This is a genomic window from Flammeovirga yaeyamensis, from assembly GCF_018736045.1.
GTDB classification, from domain to species: Bacteria; Bacteroidota; Bacteroidia; order Cytophagales; family Flammeovirgaceae; genus Flammeovirga; species Flammeovirga yaeyamensis.
In genome coordinates, this window is record NZ_CP076132.1 from 1433663 (window position 1) to 1454487 (window position 20825).

Consider the following 20825-nt stretch of genomic DNA (forward strand, 5'->3'; position numbering starts at 1 on the left):
CTTGTGAAGTATAATTCATAAAAAAATAAAACCCTTATCATTCTCTAATTGATTTTATTACTTTTACTTTAAAATATAAATCAAGAATACATGAAAAATATAATCGGTTTTATCTTAGCATTGTGCTTATTATCAAGTTGTGATTCTTCTGTGAATACCAATTCAAACAATACAGCGAACACATCTTCTAGTAAAGCTAAATCTTCAACTAACGATGCAAATTTAGGAAAAGATATGCATCAAATTGTGGTGAATGAAAAGATAGAATCTGGCGGGTATGTTTACATCAAAGTAACTGAAAATAATAAAGAATACTGGATGGCCGTTCCAGGTAGACCTGTTGATATTGGAGCTACTTACTATTACAAAGGTGGAATGGAAATGCAAAATTTCAGAAGTAAAACATTAAATAGGACATTTGAAAGTGTCATTTTTGCCGAAGGTATTCAAGAAGATCTTAACAATATGGGAGGAGTGGCTAAAAAGCAAGCCCCTCAAGGAAAACCAACAGTAGGTAAAATTGAAAAGGCAGCTAACGGTATCCAAATAGCAGAACTTTTTGAAAATCCTAAGCACTTCGAAAATAAAGAAGTGATTATTAAAGGAGAGGTGGTTAAAGTAAACAACGGGATTATGAACACCAACTTTGTACACCTTCAAGATGGAACTATCGGCAATGGAGAGTACGATATTACCTTAACAACCGATGATACTTTCGAAGTAGGGGAGGTAGTCACGATTAAAGGAAATGTGATCCTGAATAAAAATTTTGGTTCGGGTTATGTGTATGATATTTTGGTGGAGGAAGCAGTGAAATTAAAGAAAATATAAAGTTGAACTTTTATTTCTCTTTAGAAACCAATGTTATTATGTACTTTGTATAAATAAGAAATTTTAAGCCATTGAACTATTCTAAGTTTAATGGCTTATTTTATTAGCTTCAATTGCACTGGTTTAATGTTAAGTGAAAAAAGTAGCCAACAAAATGAATCGTCGACTACTAATTATGTCAGTTAACTAAAAGCGTTTATCTATCGAAATGCATCAAAAAATTAATTGAAAGTGAGTTTAAAGCTTCCTTCCGAAACTTTACCATCACTGAAAGTTACTTTATATCCATAGGCAGGGATTACATCACCTGATTTTGTGGCTTGTTTTACTGGACCCATATTCACTATCACTTCAGTTCCTGATGAGAATTGAGAACGTTGTACTTTGAAATCATCACTTAAATATTCGTGATTGGTTAACTCTGCAAAGAATGTCTCTCTGTTTACAGGACTTACCACTTGATTCGCAATTTGGATCATTTCTTTCATCCCTTCAAACTCATAAGGGGAGAAGAAAATAGTTGTACCCATTCCGAAAAGGATGTTTCTTAAAGATTTTACTCTGAAATCGCCATTGATTGAAATTTGGTTATCAGGATCTTGAATCTTACCAAAAATGGCGATAGCATCGTGATATACCAAGTTAAATAATGGGGCTCTATGAGAGAATTGAACTAGATTAGGGTTAGGCAGGTACGTTAACCCTTCGAACATATCGAAGTAAGGAATAAACTGTTGTTGTCCGTGTTCGGTACCGTTGACCAAGTTCAGAGAATCGATGTATTTTGCTAGGTTGAATAAACCTGTGTTGTCTTCGTCTGGGAAAGTGGCAAAAGAGATGTCGGTAATGTCTGCTTCTAAGCCTAAAGCGGCAATTTCCTTGTGTAAACTTTTTCTTGCCAATCCCAATTGTTTGTTCTGATCGATGTTGGCCCAACGGCTACCTGTGTTCTTTAATTTCCCTTCATTATCTCTTGCGAATAAATCGGTATTAAACTCAGGATCGTTTTCTAAAGTGGCAGAATAAGCATGATAAGAAGAATACAAATACCCATATTTCTTGGTAAGATCTACTGCTTTTTTCAGCTCTTTTACTCCTCCTAAATTCTCGTTGATAGGCCAACAATTAGGAACAAAATTAGAGAAGACACCCCAAGCATGGAAGAAAGCATTATCCACTCCTAATTCATCGTGAGTAGTCGAAATAATATCTTGTAATTCTTTAAATGTAAAAGCCATTCCTGGCATTTCTACATAATGAGGGTAACCGCCATAAACCCCCATATAGATAGCACCTTGTAGTTTATTTACGTTAGGATCTCTTTCCGCTTTCTCTTTTAAAGAAACAAAGTAACCGTCTTTGATCGCTTGCTTTCTGTAAGCCTTTGCCATATCCACATGAGTCCCTTTAGGGATAAATTCATAACGGATTAATTTACGCTCATTTTCTCTGTTGACTTTCCAAACTGGATCTAAGAAAGCAATTCTTTTATAAGGAGACATTACACCTTTGCTGTTGAATAAATATTGTCCGTTATTATTGATGTTAAAGAACATATCTGGTCTTGCCGATACATCTACAATACCTATTACAGCTGTTTTTTCTGTGTGTGTTCCCCACCAAGGCATGGTTAGACCAATTCCATTATTAAACAATGGTAATTTTCCGCTTGTCTTTTTATAATAAGTAGCATCGTCCCACATACAAAAAGAACCACCGTTCATTGGAGAAATGTAAGACGGACAAATGACTCCTTGTTTCTGAGGGATGACTGCAGCACCTTTATCAACATCAGTTTCTAAGCTGAATGCTCTAGCAGGATATCTTAGTTCGGTAATGTTGTGCTCTCCTTTTTCAATGGATAAGACTTCTACTTCTAATGAAGCATCAGTATCCGCTAATCTTAATTCTGTTTGAATGATGATTCCGTCGGCTACTTTACCGTCATCAAAAGAAGGATTATTAAAAGAGATGATAACCTTATTATTTCCCTCTTTTTTAACTTCGATCTTTTTACTTGATGAAATATTCAAGTTTTCAATTTTCCCTTTATTTTTAATGGTAAGAAGACCCGCAGTTTGTATCCAAGGATCGTCCTTCCAAAGGTGATTGGATGCTTTTTCTAATACAGTAAAGGAACCTGTTTTGTTATTTACAGTGACTTTAATTTGCTTGTTTTCGATAACCGTTTGTTTAGCATCATCAAGAGGAAGTGCTTGCGTTAAAAATGAACCTAATGTGAGTAGTAGGACCATCATTGAACGCATGAAAGTTTCATTTCTTTTCATCATAATAAGAGTTCAATATAGGCGATGATAAAAGAGCGTATTTTCTTTTTTTATCATGACCGTGCTGGAATTATTTAACTCTAGTAAAATTAGATGGAGGGGAGGAAATCGATGTTGTTTTAAATATTAAAAATATTGTTATGAATCCTTTTTTGACCTATAAAGGGCGATATCAAAGGGAAATGACATATTTGGGACTTTAAACTACTTCTTCGATCTCTTTACTGAGAAGAAACTTTTTTAGCTTCAATAAGTAGTTTTTCATGGTAAGTTTTAATTCTAGCTTTTGCCTTACTGTCTATTCCAACCATTACTAATATTGTAGTGATGATGGCCAAGCCCGAAGCAGGCCAAACAGGTTTGTCCATCTTCAATGATTCTTTACAATTCGCTTGGGAAATGGTTGCTGATTACTTGATGAAAATAAATGTTGAATCAACCAAGCTTGACACTAAGCTACCATTTGAATTCACCCCTACATGATATTTAGTAGGGATATTCGAACAACAATCATCGTTGTATATTTCAGTATTGAAGTTCAGAGTATCATCTTTTGCTGACTTATATTTTATTAAATAGTGGTTATAAGAGGTCGATAAATTAAATCGTAAAGTTGATCCATCTTGTCTTAATTCAAACTCTTGTTCGTCTCCTTTATTATTGAAACCAATAATTCGAATTTCATCTGATTCAAAAGGTTGATCATATTCTGTTTCTTCAAAAAATGGATTGCCTTCTGCATCTTGTACTTCAAATAGAAATCTTGCATTAGCTGGGCAATCATCGTTTATACAATCATTACAGCTTGAAAGGGTGAGGATTGTTGTTACTATTAAGAGTAGTTGTATTTTGGTTTTGTTCATTGTTTTTAATCAATTAGGGGGAGTGTTTGATATTTGAATTTTGTTTAACATATATGCTAAACTACAATCAGCAAGGGAGTGACCGATGGATGGATGTTAGCTATTTGTTGGGTATCGTTTTCAATTATAAATTACTCCATATTATTTCGTTATTCTTCAAAGTGAATCTTAGCAAGAAGTTAAAAATTGAAGTAACATCAAATTCTGGTTCCAATACAATTTCCCATTCCGAATTATTTCTTTTTAAGCCAATAGCAGACAAGAAATACATTTTCTGTAATTCATTTTTGTCTGTTTCCCATTTAGAATTGCGAAAACACTCTTCCATGTATTCAAATAATTTTAGACTAGTGGTTTGCCATCTTGTTCCAAATTCTTCAATTAGCCCAATTTGTTCATTTGAAGGTACATTCTGATTTTTCACTTCAATAGTTAAATCAAGCGGGGTTTTAGAAATTGGAATATTGACATGTCCGAACCATTCAAATCCGTTTTGATTCTTTTCTAGCTTTAAAATCCCGTATTCAGCAAGTTCAAATTGTGTTTTTTCTATTTCCATTTTGTGTCAAATCACTTTTTTATTTAATAATGCCCAACGATTTGTATATGGCAAGTAGGGCAATAGAAAGTGATAACCCCAAATCTTGAACATATAAACCGTCTGACATGGCGAACAAAGGTACCTGATAAGCAAGGTTCACATTGGATACTTAGTTTGTCCCAAAAGTACTTACCAACCAATATTAGGTTGCCAATTATCCAAATCAATAATATTTTACTTTGTCTCTTCATTTGTTAATTGCACCATTCGGTTCCCCAATCAGTATGTCCACGTCCTTCCCAACATTTTCTATTTGTTTTGATTTCATGAACTGTCCATTTTTTGCCTGTCAGTTCAGCTGTCATCACAATTTTTGTTGCTCTTTGCGAGTCATCTTCTTGTCCATCATGAATTAGAGTAACTTCTGTTAATCCTTTACCTAATTCTTTACTTACTATTTCAAGCTTAGGCTTGCCTTCATTATGAGGATAGTTGTAATAGATTTCAATTAATTGTTTCGCGGTTGCAATGTCAGTTCTTGTTTCAATATTTTTATTGAATTCTGCAGGATTTTTAATGTTAAAATTCTCTGAACAAGATGTCAGAAAGATAATTGATATTAAAAGTCTAAAAATTCGTTTCATATTCTTCAGTGTATGGTAACGTAATGGCTAAACTACAACCAGCACGTGAGTCACCCAGTAGATGGAAATTAGCAATTGTTCTCAGCTTTTTATTAATTTTCTTTTATGAATTTTACTAAAGATTGATCCTTTATTAATTCTTCCAATACCGCTCTTAAATAAACACGTAGATCCCTATTTAAATATTCAATTACATAACTATCTTCAGCTTCTGGATCAGTTTTTAACAAGATCTTAAGTTCCTTATCTATATACTTTTTTAGAGTCTTAAAATTACCATGAGCGATATTAGACCTTTGTGAGTAAATCTCTCCTAGCCTTTGTTTTATGTCATTAATATTTTGAGACTTATCATTGAGGTAGATTAAAATACTTGCCTTTAACTTAAACTGTTTGCTTATAGAATCCTCAACATTAAATCTGTTATAATTTGGATTGTGTGTAAGAAGTAATTCCATTATTCCTGTTAACGTAACCAATATTTGTCGTTGATCATTCATGTCTTCTCCAACTACCCTCATTAGGTCTGCAATATAAAGGAGCTTATCCTCCAAACCATCATTTAGCAAAGTTTCTAAATGATGTGAAACTTCTATTATTTTATTTCTAATATGGTAGAAGCTTCTCCATTTATCTGATTCATGGTGACAAATATTTGAAAAAGACTTATAAGTGAACATCATGATACAATTATTTACCATTGTATCAATTTTTGCATGCCTTAAATCATCGTAATCTTTTTGTACAATAAAAGACTGATTTGCAAAATTTTCTTTATCAGAATGATATAAAAAAGTCAATAAATAAGAATAATCTAAAAGAACTTTTGAATTCCTAATTGAAGGATTTTTATTATCAATAATCATGAAATATTTTTCTTCTGGATAATCCATTTTGATCTTTTCATTATACTGATGCAGTTTTTCACTCTCTCCCTCGTCATCAAATCTCGCGATAATCCACATTCTTGCCATTAATTCAAGAGGATTAGAAGATTTCTGAGTTTTGGAAAATTCAAAAACATAATTATCTACATCACCATAATTTTTAAAGAATTCGGAAATAGATGATTCAAGAGTTACTATATCAGGGGATTTTCCATCGTTATATATTGGAACTCTTGGTCCACCTATATGATATTCTGAGTCTAAACTGAAATCATAAGACTTAATGATATAATTTGTAATTAATTCAATTTCTTCTTTACTCCTTGGATTATCTAGACAGAAACTATACTTAGTTGAAAGTATAATTTTTTCTTTTATTGGATATATATGTTCAGTTAGTAAAAAATTCATTAGTCATTTTTATTAATTGCTGAGAACGTAATGGCTAAACTACGACCAGCTGGAGTGTCGACCGATGGATTGAGATTAGCTATTGTTAGGCATTTTCATAGGGGCTTACATCCATTATATAGCCAGCTCCAATTATTGTATTGGAGTCAGTAAGAATACCTACACCGTGTTCTTCTTCAAAAGAAGCATGAAAAGCCAGTTCAATAAGAGGAGTCTCAAAATTAGTAAACTCTTCATGTATCCATATTCCTGATAAAGATAAAAGAGAATTAATATCACTTTCTTTACTTAGCTCTTTTTCTTCCATACCTTCCAAAACTTCTTCTATGTCTCCGTTCCACCACATTCCTGAATCAGGACCTATACCATTAAAATCATTCCAGAGTGCAGTAGGTATTTTTGAGACTATTTCTTTTTGGTTCTTGATAAGGTTTTCAATAATTTGAATATGACTAATTTTAGGAGAAAACTTCTTGGGTTCAACTTGCAGGGTTAGTTCGTATTTCCCATTTTCTGGGGCTAAATTCTCAAGATTGAAAATATTAAACTCTGGAAGAGGTATTTCTCCTATTAATGTTTCCTCTTCATATTTGAATTTCCCCCAATTACTATGTTTCCAATATTTTTCCATGCTCTTTTGTTATGCCTACGTGATTACTAAACTCGTGAGCGGTTGCGTCAACCGTGATTGGAGTTTAGTTGATGTTGAACAAAAGCTTCGCTAGCTAAAGCCCACAATCTCTTACCTTTATATCTTAATTGATTTTGTAATTAATAGTTTACTAAGATGAAAAAAAGAGACAATAGTCGAAAAAGCGAAACGTGTTGTTCCTGGTTTTAAAAACATGTTTGATCAAGTGTATCAAAACATGACACTCAGTGGAAAATCTTCTTCTACTTTTAAAAACTACATCCGTACTATCGCTAGTATCTCATTGTACTTTAAAAAGATTCCACTTGAACTTTCCGACGATCAAATTAATGATTATCTGCTACTTCTCAAAGAAAAACAAAACACTTCTTACACCATCTTCAAGCATTATGTCTATGCCTTGAGGTATGTCTTCAGATTAAGTGATAGAGACGATCGAGCCATACAATTACCTTCATTGAAAACAAATGCTACCATACCTGATATTCTATCTGTGGAAGAATGTAAAATCATATTTAAAACACCCAAACACTTAAAACACCGTGTGTTATTTGCTTTAACCTATTCGGCTGGACTCAGAATTAGAGAAGTCGCTCGACTTAAAGTATCTGATATTGATTTTGATCGTATGACAATTTACATACGCGACACAAAATACAGTAAGAATAGAATTGTTCCACTCTCCAAAACTATGAAAGTTGGATTGGAAAAATATCTAAAACATATAAGGCCGAAATTATGGCTATTTGAAGGATATGACACAAATAAACACATGGCTACAAATTCCATCGGATCATTATTTAGAGAAACATTAAAGAAAACGAACATCAAGAAGAGAGTTACAATTCATACTTTAAGACATACCTATGCTACTCATTGTATTGAAATGGGAATGGATCCTTTTACTTTAAAAGAGCTGTTGGGACACGAAGCTCTACAAACAACCATGCTTTACCTCAATCTCGCCACAGTTAAAAAATCCAATTCATTTTCTCCATTCGATAAGATCTATGCAACCAAAAATTGAGATCGCCCAGATTCTAAATCAGCAGCAGTTTTGGAGGGAATCCACTCAATTTTTAGCAAGGCAAAAGTATGATTTACACGCAATGACTATATGTAGAACAGCAAAGCTTGGACGACATATCGATCATTGTGAAAAATGTAAAGAGGTTCGTATTTCATATAACAGCTGTAGAAATAGAAACTGTCCTAAATGTCAGGCTACATACAGAGAAAAATGGATTTTAAAAAGAGAAGAGGAAGTCCTTGATGTTCCCTATTTTCATACTGTTTTTACAGTTCCGCATCATCTAAACTTCTTGTTTCTAAAATATCCTAAGGAGATGTATGATTTACTTTTCTTTGCTGCTTGGGAAAACATTAAAACTTTTGGAAGAGTGTCTCTACAAGGAGAAATGGGGATGATTACTGTACTTCATACTTGGGGACAAAACCTTACTTTGCATCCTCATCTGCATTGCATTATTCCTGGAGGTGCTCTTTGTAACGGTAAACATTGGAAATGTTCTGATAAAACAGGTAAATACTTATTTCCTGCTAAAGGTTTAGCCAAAATGTTCCGGGCGAAACTCATTCAAGGGATAAGAAAAAATGAGCTTCTGAGAACTATTCTTGAAGGAGAGGTAGCTAGAAACTGTTTTGAAAATGAATGGGTGGTGTATGCTAAAAGACCTTTTGGAGGAGCTAAACAAATCATACAATAACTGGGTAGATATACACATAAAACAGCTATCTCAAACCACAGATTATTGGACTATTCAGATGGTAAAGTCACTTTCTCTTACAAAGATTATAGACAAGGCGGTAAGAAAAAAGAAATGACGCTCTCGGATGTAGAGTTTTTACAGAGATATGTCAGGCATCTTCTACCAAAAGGTTTTAGAAGAATACGTCATTTTGGGTTTTACAATGGAGCTATAAAGAAAAAGAAAGTTGCTCAAATCAGAATATCTATTGGACAGAAACCTCCGAAAATCAAGGAATGGGATTGGGTTAAAATATCAGCAGAAAAACTTGGGTATGACCCAAAAGTCTGCCCTTGCTGTAAGGAAAGAACTATGGTGATCATGCCGCGTTTTGCTTCACAAAGAGCTCCTCCAAAAAAGGAAAATCTAAATGCAGCCATAATAAATTAACTCCATTTTTCTCCCATTTTTAGCTTATGAAAGTAAGCCTAGGTTTCTACGCTCTTTACTTTCCAAAATCAAGTACTTTTGAGTGAGAATATTTGATTAAAATAATAAGGAGAAGACGGTTTTAAGAATGGCTGAAAAATAAATCATAAAAAAGACCTTCCATATTAATGAAAAGTCTACCCTAAGTTCCATACAGATATCGATGTGTAACCCACCGCCTTTGTTCAACTAGGGCTTAATTTTAGGTCTTTCAGACCAAACTAAGCCCTAATTATTGTGCCTCGTTTTTTATTTTAAAAATTCTAGATCTTCTCGTTCATATTTATTACTTCCTCTCATTGTCTTTTTAAGCTTCCACAACTTTATCCCTAAGTCTCTATTTAACGTTGGATTATCTGCTAAAAAATCTCTTAAATATTTATTGTATTCAAATTGTGGAGCTATCTCTTTAGCTTTTTGATTCGACATACTTACAGTTTTTATTTTCTTCCATTCTGAAATTGAGTCTGCAAGTGTCTTACCTGTATTTGACTTCATCCAATTCATAAATCGAACATTGAACTTAAATTGACTCCCAATTTCATTTTTGAAAAATTCTCGGACGTTTTCAGTGTTTTTATAATTGTCAGTAATCTTCGTTTCAAGAGTTAATTTTTCATTATTCCAATCAAATTTGGATTCAACCTTAACCTTATTTGGAGATGACTTTAAGTGCTTTTCTCCCGTTTTTATATACTTCTCAATTCTTCCACTTATCTCTATTTTCCCTCCTGTTGTCAATAGCCCTTCACTTCTACAAAACTCTACCAACTCCTCTTTTAGCCAATAAAACTCTTGAAAATCATTTATCGAGATATCTTTATTAAGAATTGGTCTTTTGTCCATTTATGATCTTGGTTTATGAGGCACAACGGTTAGTATAAGAAACGCAAGTGATTTCAAAACTTTTACCTGTCAAGTTGCACTGAGCCAAATTTGCGTTTTAACACAAAATTAACTTTTTAAAACAACCCGCCAAATCGCAGATTTGGCGGAGCTGATTTAATGCTCTAAAGCTCCGTAAACTACTGAGCTACTTATGTTTTTTATACATTGTTAGCGCAAGTTATTTATCCAGGTATTTTAATTAACCTATAACCTAGTAATCTGTCTTTATTATATTCTTTAATATTTACTTCATCATCTTGATTTCCACCTAGTACAAAAATCGAAGTTTCTGTTTCTTTAATAAAGAATCCAACATGACCTCCAGAGCCTCTTTTAAATACAGTAACACACCCACGTACTGGATGTGATATAGGTTCCCCCCAATTTAACCAATGTCTAGCCCATGCAGTATTAGTACCTTCAAAACCACATGTTTCCATACACCAATTTACAAATGCAGAACACCACGCTGTTTCATCATTAGACCTTGCATGATAATTGATATTTTCTGTACTCATTAGGTATTGAACAATTCGGGGATTATCGGCATTGCCGTAATACTCACGTGTCCCCATTTCCCTAATTGCTAATTCTGTCCAAGGAAAATCATCTGGTCTAATTAAATTATCATTTTCTAATGAATATAAAAATTTCAATGAAGCCCATCCTTTCTGTTTCTCATTTCCTGTAACTCTTATAAATCCCACCCATTTTCCATCACCAGAAAATTTATGGACATCAATTACATCGCCCATAGATAAATATCCGATTGAGTCTGAATTAACAGTTGGCATTTTCCGAATATTTAACGCTTTTGCTTTTACAATAAATTGTTTCATATCTTTGAGTTTAAATTAAAAAGGTTTCATAACTTTCAAAACAATGTAACCAACGCATAGAATTATTATAAGAAAGAGTATCAATGATACACTCTGTCCAAAAATACCTAAACCCCATTTAGGTAATAAAATATTAGATAGACTCCTTCTATATGGTGGAGTTGGTTCATATTCGGGAATTATAGATGAAGGTATTTGAATATCCCAACTACCCCTTACCAATAACGGCATTATAAAATCAAATGTAACTTGCTCATCACCTTTTGATGTTAATTTCCTGTATGACCCAATATTTTGAACAGAGATTACAGCAAATAGAGATTTATTCCAAACAGTTTTATTTCCTTCCTTTTCATTAAATAATTTATTAGGATTATTAAGATTATTATAGTAGCTCTGCTGAATTAGTGGAAGGTCTGTACCAATAGATTTAGGAGTAACACCAATATTCCAGTTATCCTTGGGCTTTTTTGTAATCCCTTCACAGTATATTGCACCTACAGCCATATCAGCTTTTTTGTCGAATGCATTACCAGTATTTACATACCATGGAGAAACATTAGGTATTATTTCTAAAAATATATTAAATGGTTTATGTCTTTGATTTGCAATTTCTCTTTTGTTATCGTCTTCATCCTCTCTATTATGCGTCCAACTTTCAGTCTCAACTGTAACCGAAAATTTTGTCAACCACAAATCCATTTTTATATTCTCTATAATTATAGTAGAATCTCGAATTGAGTAAACTTCTTTAAAATATGTTCTATATGGTGAAATGTTCTTTTCTCCACCATCAAAGCGTTTTAAAAATTTTGTTAAAATTTCACTCCTTGATTCCTCATAAGGTTTAGGTTGTACAACTGTAACTCGTATATCTGGTTTCCCAGAGGTTCGCTCATCTGGGTCAAAAACCAAACTCGAAACAGTAAATGGGGAACTAAATTGCTTATATTCATGTGGTTTTTCAAAAACTGAATCTTGATAATATTCGTCACCATAATAAACGAATTTATCAATATGAACCTGAGGCCCTTCAAATTGACTAGCAGTCATATTTAAATGAGAGTTGTAATCTTGTTGCCAACTATCTTCTTCTTTTAAATTTACTTCTCCTTTTAATTCATTTAGAATATTGGTTTTAAAGGATAAATAAGAATCTCTACTTGATTTTTCATATTCTTTATAAGATAATTCTTCCTTATAACTATCATTTTTATGATTAATAATAATTCCTACAATTAAAATCAGAAGAATAACTGGAAGTCCAATTTGAAATAATAATTTCTTATCCATGTTACAGTCAGTTTTAGATTATTGATACAAGTTACAATGATTCTCTTTTTGTACGATGGTCGTCATTAATTTGCGCTAACGATTAGTATAAGAATAGTAGCCGACTACATGACACTTTCATGTCAAATTATAACAAAGGTTGAGTTGACCACAGCCTTTGAAACTACTACTATATCGGCTATTATTTTTATACATTGTTACAAATAGTTTTTAGTTATTATTGGTAAATCTGAACTAAATATTCCTAGAAGCTTAATTAACCAACTACTTTCTCATATAAAGAACTCATTTAGTATCATCAAAATAGAACTCTTAAGAGTAATAAAAGGGCTACTGAGGAATATCCTCTCCTAAGCTTCTAAGCTGAATACGCTCCTCCTCAGGCAATCGTTTAAAGCTCTTGAATTGTCGATGATGTAAAGTACCATTTTTCTTATTTATCATAAATTCATAAATACCTTCCTTAAACTCTTCTCGAAGTGGGTTGCCTTCATTATAAGTCCTCCAATTGCCAGTTTTAGCACTTCCTCGCACATACCAAACATTATGTTCAATTCCATGCTTATCCTTACGTATGAACTTCTTATTTTCCTCTACGAATTGATCAATATAAAATGGAAAGTCATGTTGGGGGTCTTTCGAATTGATCACACGATCATCATATGGGTATTTAGCAAGCGGATGGTTATCTGGGGCCTTAAGATCTACACCTTTAGGATAAGGATTGTTTATTTTGAAGCCGTCATCAATCATACTCATGTTAGCTTTGACGATATTAGAAGTCTTGATTGCACCCTTCAATAAGGTAGCTACACCGACAGTGGTTGCCACCTCGATAATAATTTCATCTTGCCTCGACCTAATGACCTCACCTATGGTAGCGCCTTCTTCTAGCTCATCACTAATTTCTTTAGCTAATTCATATTTATTATAAGCGTCATATGCAGCTAAACCAGCAGATAATGCTCTGATACCAATATTTATCACAGGAACTATTGCCGCAGGAGACCTACTCGATTCAGTTTCAACTAGTCGAGCTAATTCTGAGTCTGCCCAGTCAGCATTTTTCGATAATGAAACTGCGGCATCGTCAATGGCATTCATAAACTCAATTGAAATGAGTTGTTCAGGAAGTAGTTGATTATAACTTTTAGAAAATGATAGTTGCGCTGCTTGCTCATTTATGGCATTCTTTAATTCTTCTAAATCATCTTTAATCTTATTTATTTGTTCAACAGGAAGAGAATCTAAAGAGTCATTTATAAGTTTTTCTATAGGATCAATGTGATTTTTTAACTTCATAACAATTGATTCTGCTTCTTCAATTACAGAGTCAACTACAGATTCTACGACTTGATCTACCATCGATTTAGCTGCTCCTTCAATAAAGGCATCACCAATTTCTTCAAGATTTATAGCTTCACCAGCAACCATCTGTGATACTGCGACATTTTTTGCGGATACTAGTGCAGAATGCACTACGGGATTATCAACTTCTAAAACATCAGATACTTCAATAGAGTTAGTTGCAATACCAGTTACAAATTCCTCTGCACTAAATACTTTCCCCTTAAAAACTACCTCTCCAACATCCTGACCAATACTTCTTGCTACAGATTGTGAAACTCCCAGAGAACTGGCGTTTTGACCCGCATAACTGGCTACCGCACCTACACAAAAAGATCTTAACAAATCTTCTTCACTCATATTGGGATTTTCTAGCTTATCCAAAATACTATTTGCGAATGCAGCCCCCATAGGGCCACCATAAACAGAGGCTGCATATACTATTGCTAACCTTAGAAGGTTTTTGGGTTCACTATATGTCTCAATTACAGACTTTAATTTTTCGAATGTTTCTTCAACTTCTCTCTCAGCATTTTCGCGAGCGGTTGTTAATTCACGGTCTAAATTTTCCTTAGCTGTTGTCAGTTCACGATCTAAGTTTGTCTTTGTGATTGTTAACTCACGATCAATGTTGACCTTTAAAGCAGATAGTTCTCTGTCTAAATTAGCTTTTGCAGTGGTCAGTTCACGATCTATATCAGCTTTCCTCTCGGTCAGTTCACGATCAACATTCTGCTTGGCAGTAGTTAGTTCGCGATCAATGTTCTTTTTTGTATCTGTAAGTTCACGATCAACGTTCTGTTTAGCTTTAGTTAGTTCGTTATCAATATTCTTTTTAAATGTTGTAAGTTCACGACCGATATTCCTATTTAGTTCATTTAATTCTTTAGTGAGCTGTTCAAAAAGTCTGATAAAAAAAGGTTTTTTTTCTTTTATTGTACCAAATGGAGTTCTAATTATTATCCAGCGTTTTTTTTCAGCTTCTTTTCTTTTTTTTTCTTTTGCACGTATCCGTTTTTGAGCATCTTCTTTTTTCTGTTCTAAGGCCCTTCTACTACGTTCTTGAGCATCCCTTTTCTTTTTTGCGGCTTGAGCATCCGCAGCGGCTTTTCTTGAAATGGCAGAAGCTTCTTCATCAGCTAGGCGTTGCTTTAACCGACTAACATCTAGCTCATAATCATCATTAATTCCTTCTACTTCCAGTTCATGTTCTTCAATTAAAAAAATAGCCTTCTCTAATATTTGGATTTCATTTTCTAATTGATCGAATCTTCGTTCTTCAGAAAAGCGTAATAACTGTTTCTCATTGAAATTTTTGCTAAGCTGTATCCTTAGATTATAAGAACGGAATGCCCCTTGAAGATTTGAATATGGTAGTGAATTCATTTGACAGTCTTTTTTAAATGATTTTTATTGTTTGGTACAGATATCTAACAATACTGTATACGAAGTCTATTTTTAAATTATTTGTAACATTGGATAAACGCAATGGCGTTTATCCACCCAAATTTTCCAAATATACTCCATATGGCATATATCCATTAGTAAAAAATTACGCCTTCAATTTACTAAACAATTGTAAATTAACAAACATTTAAATTTATTATTCTAATTTATATTACAAATTATCTAATGGACTTTTGAAATTACTTACTATATTGGTAATCATATAAGTATAAATCTGAGTGTTTATTAGGAGGTATGTTCTAATAATAATTGTATATATCTTAAACCTACTCCAACTTCTAAAAGGTGAGTAGCAAAACTATGTTGTAAAGTATGTACAGTTACCTTCTTTCGGCACATAATTTTTAAAACATATCTTTTTTATTATTTTACCAATAGCCGTTTTACTATATTTTGCTCTTAAAAGTGTAATGAATTGAGATCTATCAAATTAAACTCTTGAGTACTCTTTCAAGAAGACAATATCAACTGACTACAACGCTCAATCTGCTTATCAATATTCTTAATCCGATTGATTTGATAAATAATACTTCTCCTTTTCCCTAAAGTAAGTTGATTGAATTTTTGTTTAATAACTTCATCTTGTTCTAAGAGGATTTCAAGTACTTTAGGTATATCAACACCTAAAGGGTCGGGGTCTTCTTTAATATGTAAATGAACAGTGTCTCCCAATTTTTTATGAATGAGTTCTAGATTCTTTTTTGATAAAATGATATAAAAGTGACCATCACCTAAGTGATTTAGTCCACAACGAATAGTAAGCTTATTATCTAAAGTACAAATCAAACGCGTCTTCTTTTTCTGTTCAAACTGATTGATGATATCAGCATCCAATTTTATGTAAAAGTAGCCTCCTTTTCTTTTATCGAGTTGTGAAATGATTTGTTCAGCTGAATAGGTCATTATTGCATCTTTTGAATATCAGAAAAACTTAATATGGGTTCAAACTCATAAAAATCATCCTTTTGGTTTCTTAGAGAAATGATTTTTATACAAAGTATTTTCTGATCATTAATAGGGTAACTGTATGTTATCATTTTATGTAAAAACGTCTCAATACTTCTTGGATCTTTATCTTCAGACACCCCAAATAGATAATCGAATTTTGCGTATTTAGATTGAGTACCTATGTATTTTTCTTTTTTGAAGTAAGAATTATGAGTTGTTCCAAATCCACCTGCACAATCTACCCAACTTATAAACTCTTCTTTTTTGAGATGTTCTTCTTCATTGATAAAAGTCTTAAAAGTTTCCCCACCCACATGATCTCCTTCGTTTTCTTCTGGAAGTTTTTCTTTATCATCTTCTGTGGTGAGTTCAGTGAAATGGGTATCATCAAGATCTTTGAAATAGGAGGTGATTTTAGTAAGCTCTTCATCACTAAGTGAAAGGGTAATATTGGCTTTTAAATAGAGATTTGCACCTTTCATTGAATAATCCCACCCTTTTTCCAAATAAGTTTCATCCAACGATCTTTCAACTTTTTGATCGTCCACCCAACGAAACAATAGATGAGAAGTCTTTAATACATTTTCATCCAAATGTGTATCTTTTCCATTCTCAAAATAGAATCGATTTTCCTTCTTTTGATCAACTACATAGACAAAACATGGAAACGATTCCCCAGGATAATAAAAGTACTCCTCCTTTAATTGATCTTTTTGATATACAATCTTCACCACCTTCCCATTATCCTTATAATAAGAGGTATACTGATCCGCCTTAAATTCCTTCAAGTATTTCGCCTTATCCTGAATATCATAATAATGCTTACGGACTTTTTTTAATAAATCTTCATCAGAAGCCTGGGTAAATAAAGTGATGAAAAAGAAAAGAAAGAGGAAGTTGGTTTTCATGGTTTACTTAAATCGAGTATAGTTAGTTTAATACTTGTTCAATATAGAGTTTTATGAGTTTAGTTGCAATGGGGTTTTTAGGTAATAGGGAATAAGTAATAACTAATAGGTGCCTTTCTGGCGCCAATGTTAAGCGAAGCGTCATTGGTGACTGATAAACGTTAGAGGTCTCCTGACCTCGTTTTTAAGTAATAGGTAATAAGTAATAACTAATAGGTGCTGAATTTACCTTTCACATAGGCTAATTAGGAACTAGGAGTTAGGAGTTGCTGAATTTACGCTCCTCATGACGTGGGCACGAGTTCGGAAACTCGCGCTAGTTAATATACTTACTTTCTTTATTGACCCAATAAGCTTCCTCACGAACCACCTAACATTTCACGTTTTTCATTTTTAACTTTTCATTTTTAATTTCCCCCCTCGCTCTTCACTTTTCCCTCTTCACTCTTCACTTGAAAAGCCCCAAGGCTTTTCATTTCATTCTCCTTTCACACGAAGTATGTTCTTAGGCCACGGATCCTCAAACTCAAATCCATTTTGATAAAGCTCAATTTCCTTTTCCGTGAGAAAGCATGACTTTAAGGCTTCAGTAAATCGGTCGACTTGTGAGGCATCGCCGATGACAGTTAAGTCGCATTGTCTATCACCGAAACGGCCTGGGTCTTTAGCCACCATCTCTTTTAGGAATGTGATTTCTTCTTCCACAAGGCCATTATCTTCATCTTCTAAGATGCCTGATCTCCAAGATCCGATAATTTCTAAACTGATTCCGCCTGCAGCTTGATTCCATACTAAAGAAAGTTTATCGCGGCTTGCTAGCCAGAAAAAGCCTTTACTTCTATAGATTCTTTGGTCTAGGTATTCATGACACACCTTCCAAAGGCGTTGAGGGTGGAATGGTCGAACATCTTTTATTACCCTTGTAGCCATATTGTAAGGACGATCTTCTTTTTGTTCTGCGTTGAGTGCAGGTTGTAGTTCTTTGGTTAATGAAGCGACTTTGGAGTAATCGTATTCATCAAGTTCTAGGATAGCATGAATATCTAATTGTCCATAATATAAAGAGTGAGTATAGACAAATGGGTTGATACTTTTGACTTGAGAAGAAATTACCTCGATTTTATCTTTTGCAATTCGATCACTTTTAGTAAGGAATAAGTGATTACAAAACAGAATTTGTTCCACTAAAAGATTTACTGTATCTCTCTTTCCCGTACTCAAGTTATGTTGGAATCTAGGAACTAAATGTTCCCCATAATTGAAATCTTGACCAAGCATCAAACTATCTACAAGAGCAAAAACACCGACAAGCTTTAACGCCGACTGATTCTTAAAATATTCAATCAAAGGCATCGGGTGGCTACTTCCTGATGTTTCAATAATTATCAACTTAGGGGCCTGATGTGCTAGCAATTTTTTAATCGCCTGCTCCATTTTCTCAATCCCTTTTTCACTACTTATTAAACAGTTATGGATAGATTCCAATATACTCGTATCATCTTCTACCGCTTCAGTTGTACCCAATAATTCACCATCCACATCAAGTTCAGACATATCATTCACGATGGCACTTACAGGAATCTCATATTTAGTAGATTGGTTCAATAAATTTCTAAATAAAGTGGTTTTTCCTGACCCAAGAAATCCATTCAAGATCACAACGGGAATTCTATTCGACTGACTCATTTATATTTCTGGCGATTTAATTTATAATTTTCGAAAGATAAATTAATCGTTTAGCTGTTACAAGTTATGTTAGGTATTGTTGCGACAGAATTGCATTAAATAGGTAATAGGGAATAAGTAATAACTAATAACTAATAGGTGCTGAGTGTACATAGACCACTGGCGCCAATGTTAAGCGAAGCGTCATTGGTGACTGATAAACGTTAGAGGTCTCCTGACCTCGGTTTTTAATTAGGAGTTAGAAGTTAGGAATTAGGAGTTGCTGAATTTACGCTCCTCATTACGCGGGCACGGGTTAGGAAACCCGCGCTAGATGTTATGTACATACTCTCTACCATACCCCATATATTCCCCCCACGAACCACCTAACATTTCACGTTTTTCATTTTTCATTTTTAACTTTTCATTTAAACCCAGAATCAAAAGGTCATTAATTCATTCCCCAAAAGCACAATTATGCCCCAAAAAGTTTACCTTTGCACCAAACATATATTTCAATGATTTCAGTAGACAATTTAGCAGTAGAATTTAACGGGGCAACACTTTTCAGTGATGTTTCTTTTGTGATCAATCCCAACGATAAAATTGCGTTGATGGGTAAGAATGGAGCAGGAAAATCGACCATGATGAAAATTGTGGCAGGGGTAGAGAACGCAACAAAAGGGCAGGTGAGTGCTCCAAAGGATACCGTTATTGCCTACCTTCCTCAGCATTTGCTAACGGAGGATAATTGTACGGTCTTCGAAGAGGCTTCTAAAGCGTTCCAACATGTTTTCGAGATGAAGGAAAAGATGGAGTTTCTAAACAAAGAGTTGGAGACACGTACTGATTATGAAAGTCAGGAATATATGGACATCATCGAGAAGGTGACGGACTTGGGTGAGAAGTTCTATGCTTTGGAGGATGTTAATTATGATGCAGAGGTGGAGAAGGCCTTAAAAGGACTTGGTTTTAAGCAAGAAGACATGCACCGTCAGACTTCAGAGTTTTCTGGTGGATGGCGTATGCGTATCGAGTTGGCTAAAATTCTTCTTCAGAAGCCTGACTTGATCTTATTGGATGAGCCTACCAACCACATCGATATCGAGTCGGTGATTTGGTTAGAGGATTTCTTGGTCAATAAGGCACAAGCTGTAATGGTGATTTCCCACGATAGAGCATTTATTGATAATATCACGAACAGAACCATCGAGGTGACCATGGGTCGAATCTACGATTACAAGGCAAATTATACCCAATACCTTGAGTTGAGAGAGGATCGTAGAGCACATCAATTAAAAGCGTACCAAGAGCAGCAAAAGCTGATAGCTGATACCAAACAATTCATCGAACGATTTAAAGGAACGTATTCAAAAACCAACCAAGTATCCTCAAGAGAGCGAATGTTGGAGAAGTTAGTACCGATAGAAATTGATGAAGTAGATACATCAGCATTAAAACTAAAATTCCCTCCATCTCCACGTTCGGGAGAAATTGCAGTAACGGTTACCGACGTGTCCAAATCGTATGGTGATCATGTTGTATTCAAAGATGCGAACATGTCTATCAGAAGAGGAGAGAAGGTATCTTTTGTCGGCCGAAACGGAGAAGGTAAATCGACGATGTTGAAATCTATCCTCAAAGAAATTGATGTGGATGGAGGAGAAAGTGAGTTAGGACACAATATCAAAGTGGGTTATTTCGCACAGAACCAAGCCTCATTGATGGATCCGAAATTAACCATTTTCCAAACCATCGACGAAGTAGCCAAAGGCGATATCAGAAAACACATCAACAATATTCTTGGTCAGTTTATGTTTGGAGGCGACGATGTGGATAAAAAAGTCAGTGTATTATCAGGTGGTGAGAAAACACGTTTGGCCATGGTCAAATTACTTCTAGAACCTGTCAACCTTCTGATTCTCGATGAGCCAACCAACCACTTGGACTTAAAATCAAAAGACGTCTTGAAAGAGGCATTAAAATCATACGATGGCACCCTTATCCTAGTCTCTCACGATAGAGATTTCTTGCAGGGTCTATCAGAAAAAGTATTCGAGTTCAAAGACCAACGCGTCATCGAACACTTCGAAACCATCGACGAATACTTAAAAAGAAACAGAATTGAAAAACTAGCAGATATCAACTTATAATC

The 20825-nt window shown here is 34.1% G+C and carries 18 protein-coding genes and 1 pseudogene; 4 read left to right on the top strand and 15 right to left on the bottom strand.

The window, feature by feature from the left end:
- Positions 1 to 90: 90 nt before the first annotated feature.
- The gene (locus KMW28_RS05505; RefSeq protein ID WP_169664488.1) at positions 91 to 831 is read left to right on the top strand and encodes a DNA-binding protein; all 741 of its coding nucleotides are present in this window, start codon (positions 91 to 93) and stop codon (positions 829 to 831) included.
- 221 nt (positions 832 to 1052) lie between these two features.
- Here the strand turns inward: KMW28_RS05505 and KMW28_RS05510 are convergent, their stop codons facing one another.
- From KMW28_RS05510 to KMW28_RS05540, 7 genes are all read right to left on the bottom strand, one after another.
- Complete coding sequence (locus KMW28_RS05510) at positions 1053 to 3122, bottom strand: glycoside hydrolase (protein ID WP_169664489.1); 2070 nt, start codon at positions 3120 to 3122, stop codon at positions 1053 to 1055.
- 218 nt (positions 3123 to 3340) lie between these two features.
- Positions 3341 to 3487, bottom strand: a complete 147-nt coding sequence (locus tag KMW28_RS05515; protein WP_169664490.1) for a hypothetical protein — start codon at positions 3485 to 3487, stop codon at positions 3341 to 3343.
- A 42-nt stretch (positions 3488 to 3529) separates the two neighbouring features.
- The gene (locus KMW28_RS05520; RefSeq protein WP_169664491.1) at positions 3530 to 3982 is read right to left on the bottom strand and encodes a hypothetical protein; all 453 of its coding nucleotides are present in this window, start codon (positions 3980 to 3982) and stop codon (positions 3530 to 3532) included.
- Positions 3983 to 4106: 124 nt separating this feature from the next.
- Entirely contained in the window at positions 4107 to 4541 is a 435-nt protein-coding gene (locus KMW28_RS05525; RefSeq protein ID WP_169664492.1) for a hypothetical protein, read from the bottom strand.
- Between the two features lie 236 nt (positions 4542 to 4777).
- The gene (locus tag KMW28_RS05530) at positions 4778 to 5167 is read right to left on the bottom strand and encodes a hypothetical protein (protein ID WP_169664493.1); all 390 of its coding nucleotides are present in this window, start codon (positions 5165 to 5167) and stop codon (positions 4778 to 4780) included.
- A 92-nt stretch (positions 5168 to 5259) separates the two neighbouring features.
- Positions 5260 to 6465 (bottom strand): HEPN domain-containing protein, encoded by a 1206-nt coding sequence (locus tag KMW28_RS05535; protein WP_169664494.1) that lies wholly within the window; start codon positions 6463 to 6465, stop codon positions 5260 to 5262.
- A gap of 85 nt (positions 6466 to 6550) precedes the next feature.
- Positions 6551 to 7096 carry a DUF6985 domain-containing protein gene (locus KMW28_RS05540; RefSeq protein WP_169664495.1) on the bottom strand — a complete coding sequence of 182 codons (546 nt, stop codon included), beginning with the start codon at positions 7094 to 7096 and terminating at the stop codon, positions 6551 to 6553.
- A 214-nt stretch (positions 7097 to 7310) separates the two neighbouring features.
- On the opposite strand from KMW28_RS05540, the gene KMW28_RS05545 reads away from it, so the two are divergent.
- Together KMW28_RS05545 and KMW28_RS28485 are read left to right on the top strand one after the other, a co-directional pair.
- Entirely contained in the window at positions 7311 to 8144 is an 834-nt protein-coding gene (locus KMW28_RS05545; protein WP_183363906.1) for a tyrosine-type recombinase/integrase, read from the top strand.
- Positions 8128 to 9276 (top strand): annotated as a pseudogene (locus KMW28_RS28485) (IS91 family transposase). The gene KMW28_RS05545 and the pseudogene KMW28_RS28485 overlap by 17 nt, the downstream one beginning before the upstream one ends.
- Positions 9277 to 9564: 288 nt before the next feature.
- Here KMW28_RS28485 and KMW28_RS05560 read toward each other — a convergent pair.
- From KMW28_RS05560 to KMW28_RS05595, 8 genes are all read right to left on the bottom strand, one after another.
- Positions 9565 to 10161, bottom strand: coding sequence for a DUF6434 domain-containing protein (locus KMW28_RS05560; protein ID WP_169664245.1), 597 nt, complete (start codon positions 10159 to 10161; stop codon positions 9565 to 9567).
- Positions 10162 to 10385: 224 nt separating this feature from the next.
- Positions 10386 to 11042 carry an SH3 domain-containing C40 family peptidase gene (locus KMW28_RS05565; RefSeq protein WP_169664244.1) on the bottom strand — a complete coding sequence of 219 codons (657 nt, stop codon included), beginning with the start codon at positions 11040 to 11042 and terminating at the stop codon, positions 10386 to 10388.
- 15 nt (positions 11043 to 11057) lie between these two features.
- Positions 11058 to 12335: a hypothetical protein gene (locus KMW28_RS05570; RefSeq protein ID WP_169664243.1), complete on the bottom strand. Its 1278-nt coding sequence runs from the start codon at positions 12333 to 12335 to the stop codon at positions 11058 to 11060.
- 330 nt (positions 12336 to 12665) lie between these two features.
- Complete coding sequence (locus tag KMW28_RS05575; RefSeq protein WP_169664242.1) at positions 12666 to 15068, bottom strand: coiled-coil domain-containing protein; 2403 nt, start codon at positions 15066 to 15068, stop codon at positions 12666 to 12668.
- Positions 15069 to 15374: 306 nt separating this feature from the next.
- Positions 15375 to 15488 (bottom strand): tyrosine-type recombinase/integrase, encoded by a 114-nt coding sequence (locus KMW28_RS28650; protein WP_317171243.1) that lies wholly within the window; start codon positions 15486 to 15488, stop codon positions 15375 to 15377.
- A gap of 111 nt (positions 15489 to 15599) precedes the next feature.
- Complete coding sequence (locus KMW28_RS05585) at positions 15600 to 16052, bottom strand: YdeI/OmpD-associated family protein (RefSeq protein ID WP_205958179.1); 453 nt, start codon at positions 16050 to 16052, stop codon at positions 15600 to 15602.
- Entirely contained in the window at positions 16052 to 17005 is a 954-nt protein-coding gene (locus tag KMW28_RS05590; protein WP_169664241.1) for a hypothetical protein, read from the bottom strand. The genes KMW28_RS05585 and KMW28_RS05590 overlap by 1 nt, the downstream gene beginning before the upstream one ends.
- A gap of 477 nt (positions 17006 to 17482) precedes the next feature.
- Complete coding sequence (locus KMW28_RS05595) at positions 17483 to 18691, bottom strand: CobW family GTP-binding protein (RefSeq protein ID WP_169664240.1); 1209 nt, start codon at positions 18689 to 18691, stop codon at positions 17483 to 17485.
- Between the two features lie 497 nt (positions 18692 to 19188).
- On the opposite strand from KMW28_RS05595, the gene KMW28_RS05600 reads away from it, so the two are divergent.
- The gene (locus KMW28_RS05600) at positions 19189 to 20823 is read left to right on the top strand and encodes an ABC-F family ATP-binding cassette domain-containing protein (RefSeq protein ID WP_169664239.1); all 1635 of its coding nucleotides are present in this window, start codon (positions 19189 to 19191) and stop codon (positions 20821 to 20823) included.
- Positions 20824 to 20825: the final 2 nt, after the last annotated feature.

What these genes read in the sequence shown, in the direction of transcription:
- KMW28_RS05600 (WP_169664239.1), top strand. Translation starts at nt 19,189, where the DNA reads ATGATTTCAGTAGACAATTTAGCAGTAGAATTTAACGGGGCAACACTT.
- KMW28_RS05565 (WP_169664244.1), bottom strand. Translation starts at nt 11,042, where the DNA reads ATGAAACAATTTATTGTAAAAGCAAAAGCGTTAAATATTCGGAAAATG.
- KMW28_RS05585 (WP_205958179.1), bottom strand. Translation starts at nt 16,052, where the DNA reads ATGACCTATTCAGCTGAACAAATCATTTCACAACTCGATAAAAGAAAA.
- KMW28_RS05595 (WP_169664240.1), bottom strand. Translation starts at nt 18,691, where the DNA reads ATGAGTCAGTCGAATAGAATTCCCGTTGTGATCTTGAATGGATTTCTT.
- KMW28_RS05510 (WP_169664489.1), bottom strand. Translation starts at nt 3,122, where the DNA reads ATGATGAAAAGAAATGAAACTTTCATGCGTTCAATGATGGTCCTACTA.
- KMW28_RS05590 (WP_169664241.1), bottom strand. Translation starts at nt 17,005, where the DNA reads ATGAAAACCAACTTCCTCTTTCTTTTCTTTTTCATCACTTTATTTACC.
- KMW28_RS05535 (WP_169664494.1), bottom strand. Translation starts at nt 6,465, where the DNA reads ATGAATTTTTTACTAACTGAACATATATATCCAATAAAAGAAAAAATT.
- KMW28_RS05560 (WP_169664245.1), bottom strand. Translation starts at nt 10,161, where the DNA reads ATGGACAAAAGACCAATTCTTAATAAAGATATCTCGATAAATGATTTT.
- KMW28_RS05515 (WP_169664490.1), bottom strand. Translation starts at nt 3,487, where the DNA reads ATGGACAAACCTGTTTGGCCTGCTTCGGGCTTGGCCATCATCACTACA.
- KMW28_RS05575 (WP_169664242.1), bottom strand. Translation starts at nt 15,068, where the DNA reads ATGAATTCACTACCATATTCAAATCTTCAAGGGGCATTCCGTTCTTAT.
- KMW28_RS05530 (WP_169664493.1), bottom strand. Translation starts at nt 5,167, where the DNA reads ATGAAACGAATTTTTAGACTTTTAATATCAATTATCTTTCTGACATCT.
- KMW28_RS05545 (WP_183363906.1), top strand. Translation starts at nt 7,311, where the DNA reads ATGTTTGATCAAGTGTATCAAAACATGACACTCAGTGGAAAATCTTCT.
- KMW28_RS05570 (WP_169664243.1), bottom strand. Translation starts at nt 12,335, where the DNA reads ATGGATAAGAAATTATTATTTCAAATTGGACTTCCAGTTATTCTTCTG.
- KMW28_RS05505 (WP_169664488.1), top strand. Translation starts at nt 91, where the DNA reads ATGAAAAATATAATCGGTTTTATCTTAGCATTGTGCTTATTATCAAGT.
- KMW28_RS05520 (WP_169664491.1), bottom strand. Translation starts at nt 3,982, where the DNA reads ATGAACAAAACCAAAATACAACTACTCTTAATAGTAACAACAATCCTC.
- KMW28_RS28650 (WP_317171243.1), bottom strand. Translation starts at nt 15,488, where the DNA reads ATGTGCCGAAAGAAGGTAACTGTACATACTTTACAACATAGTTTTGCT.
- KMW28_RS05525 (WP_169664492.1), bottom strand. Translation starts at nt 4,541, where the DNA reads ATGGAAATAGAAAAAACACAATTTGAACTTGCTGAATACGGGATTTTA.
- KMW28_RS05540 (WP_169664495.1), bottom strand. Translation starts at nt 7,096, where the DNA reads ATGGAAAAATATTGGAAACATAGTAATTGGGGGAAATTCAAATATGAA.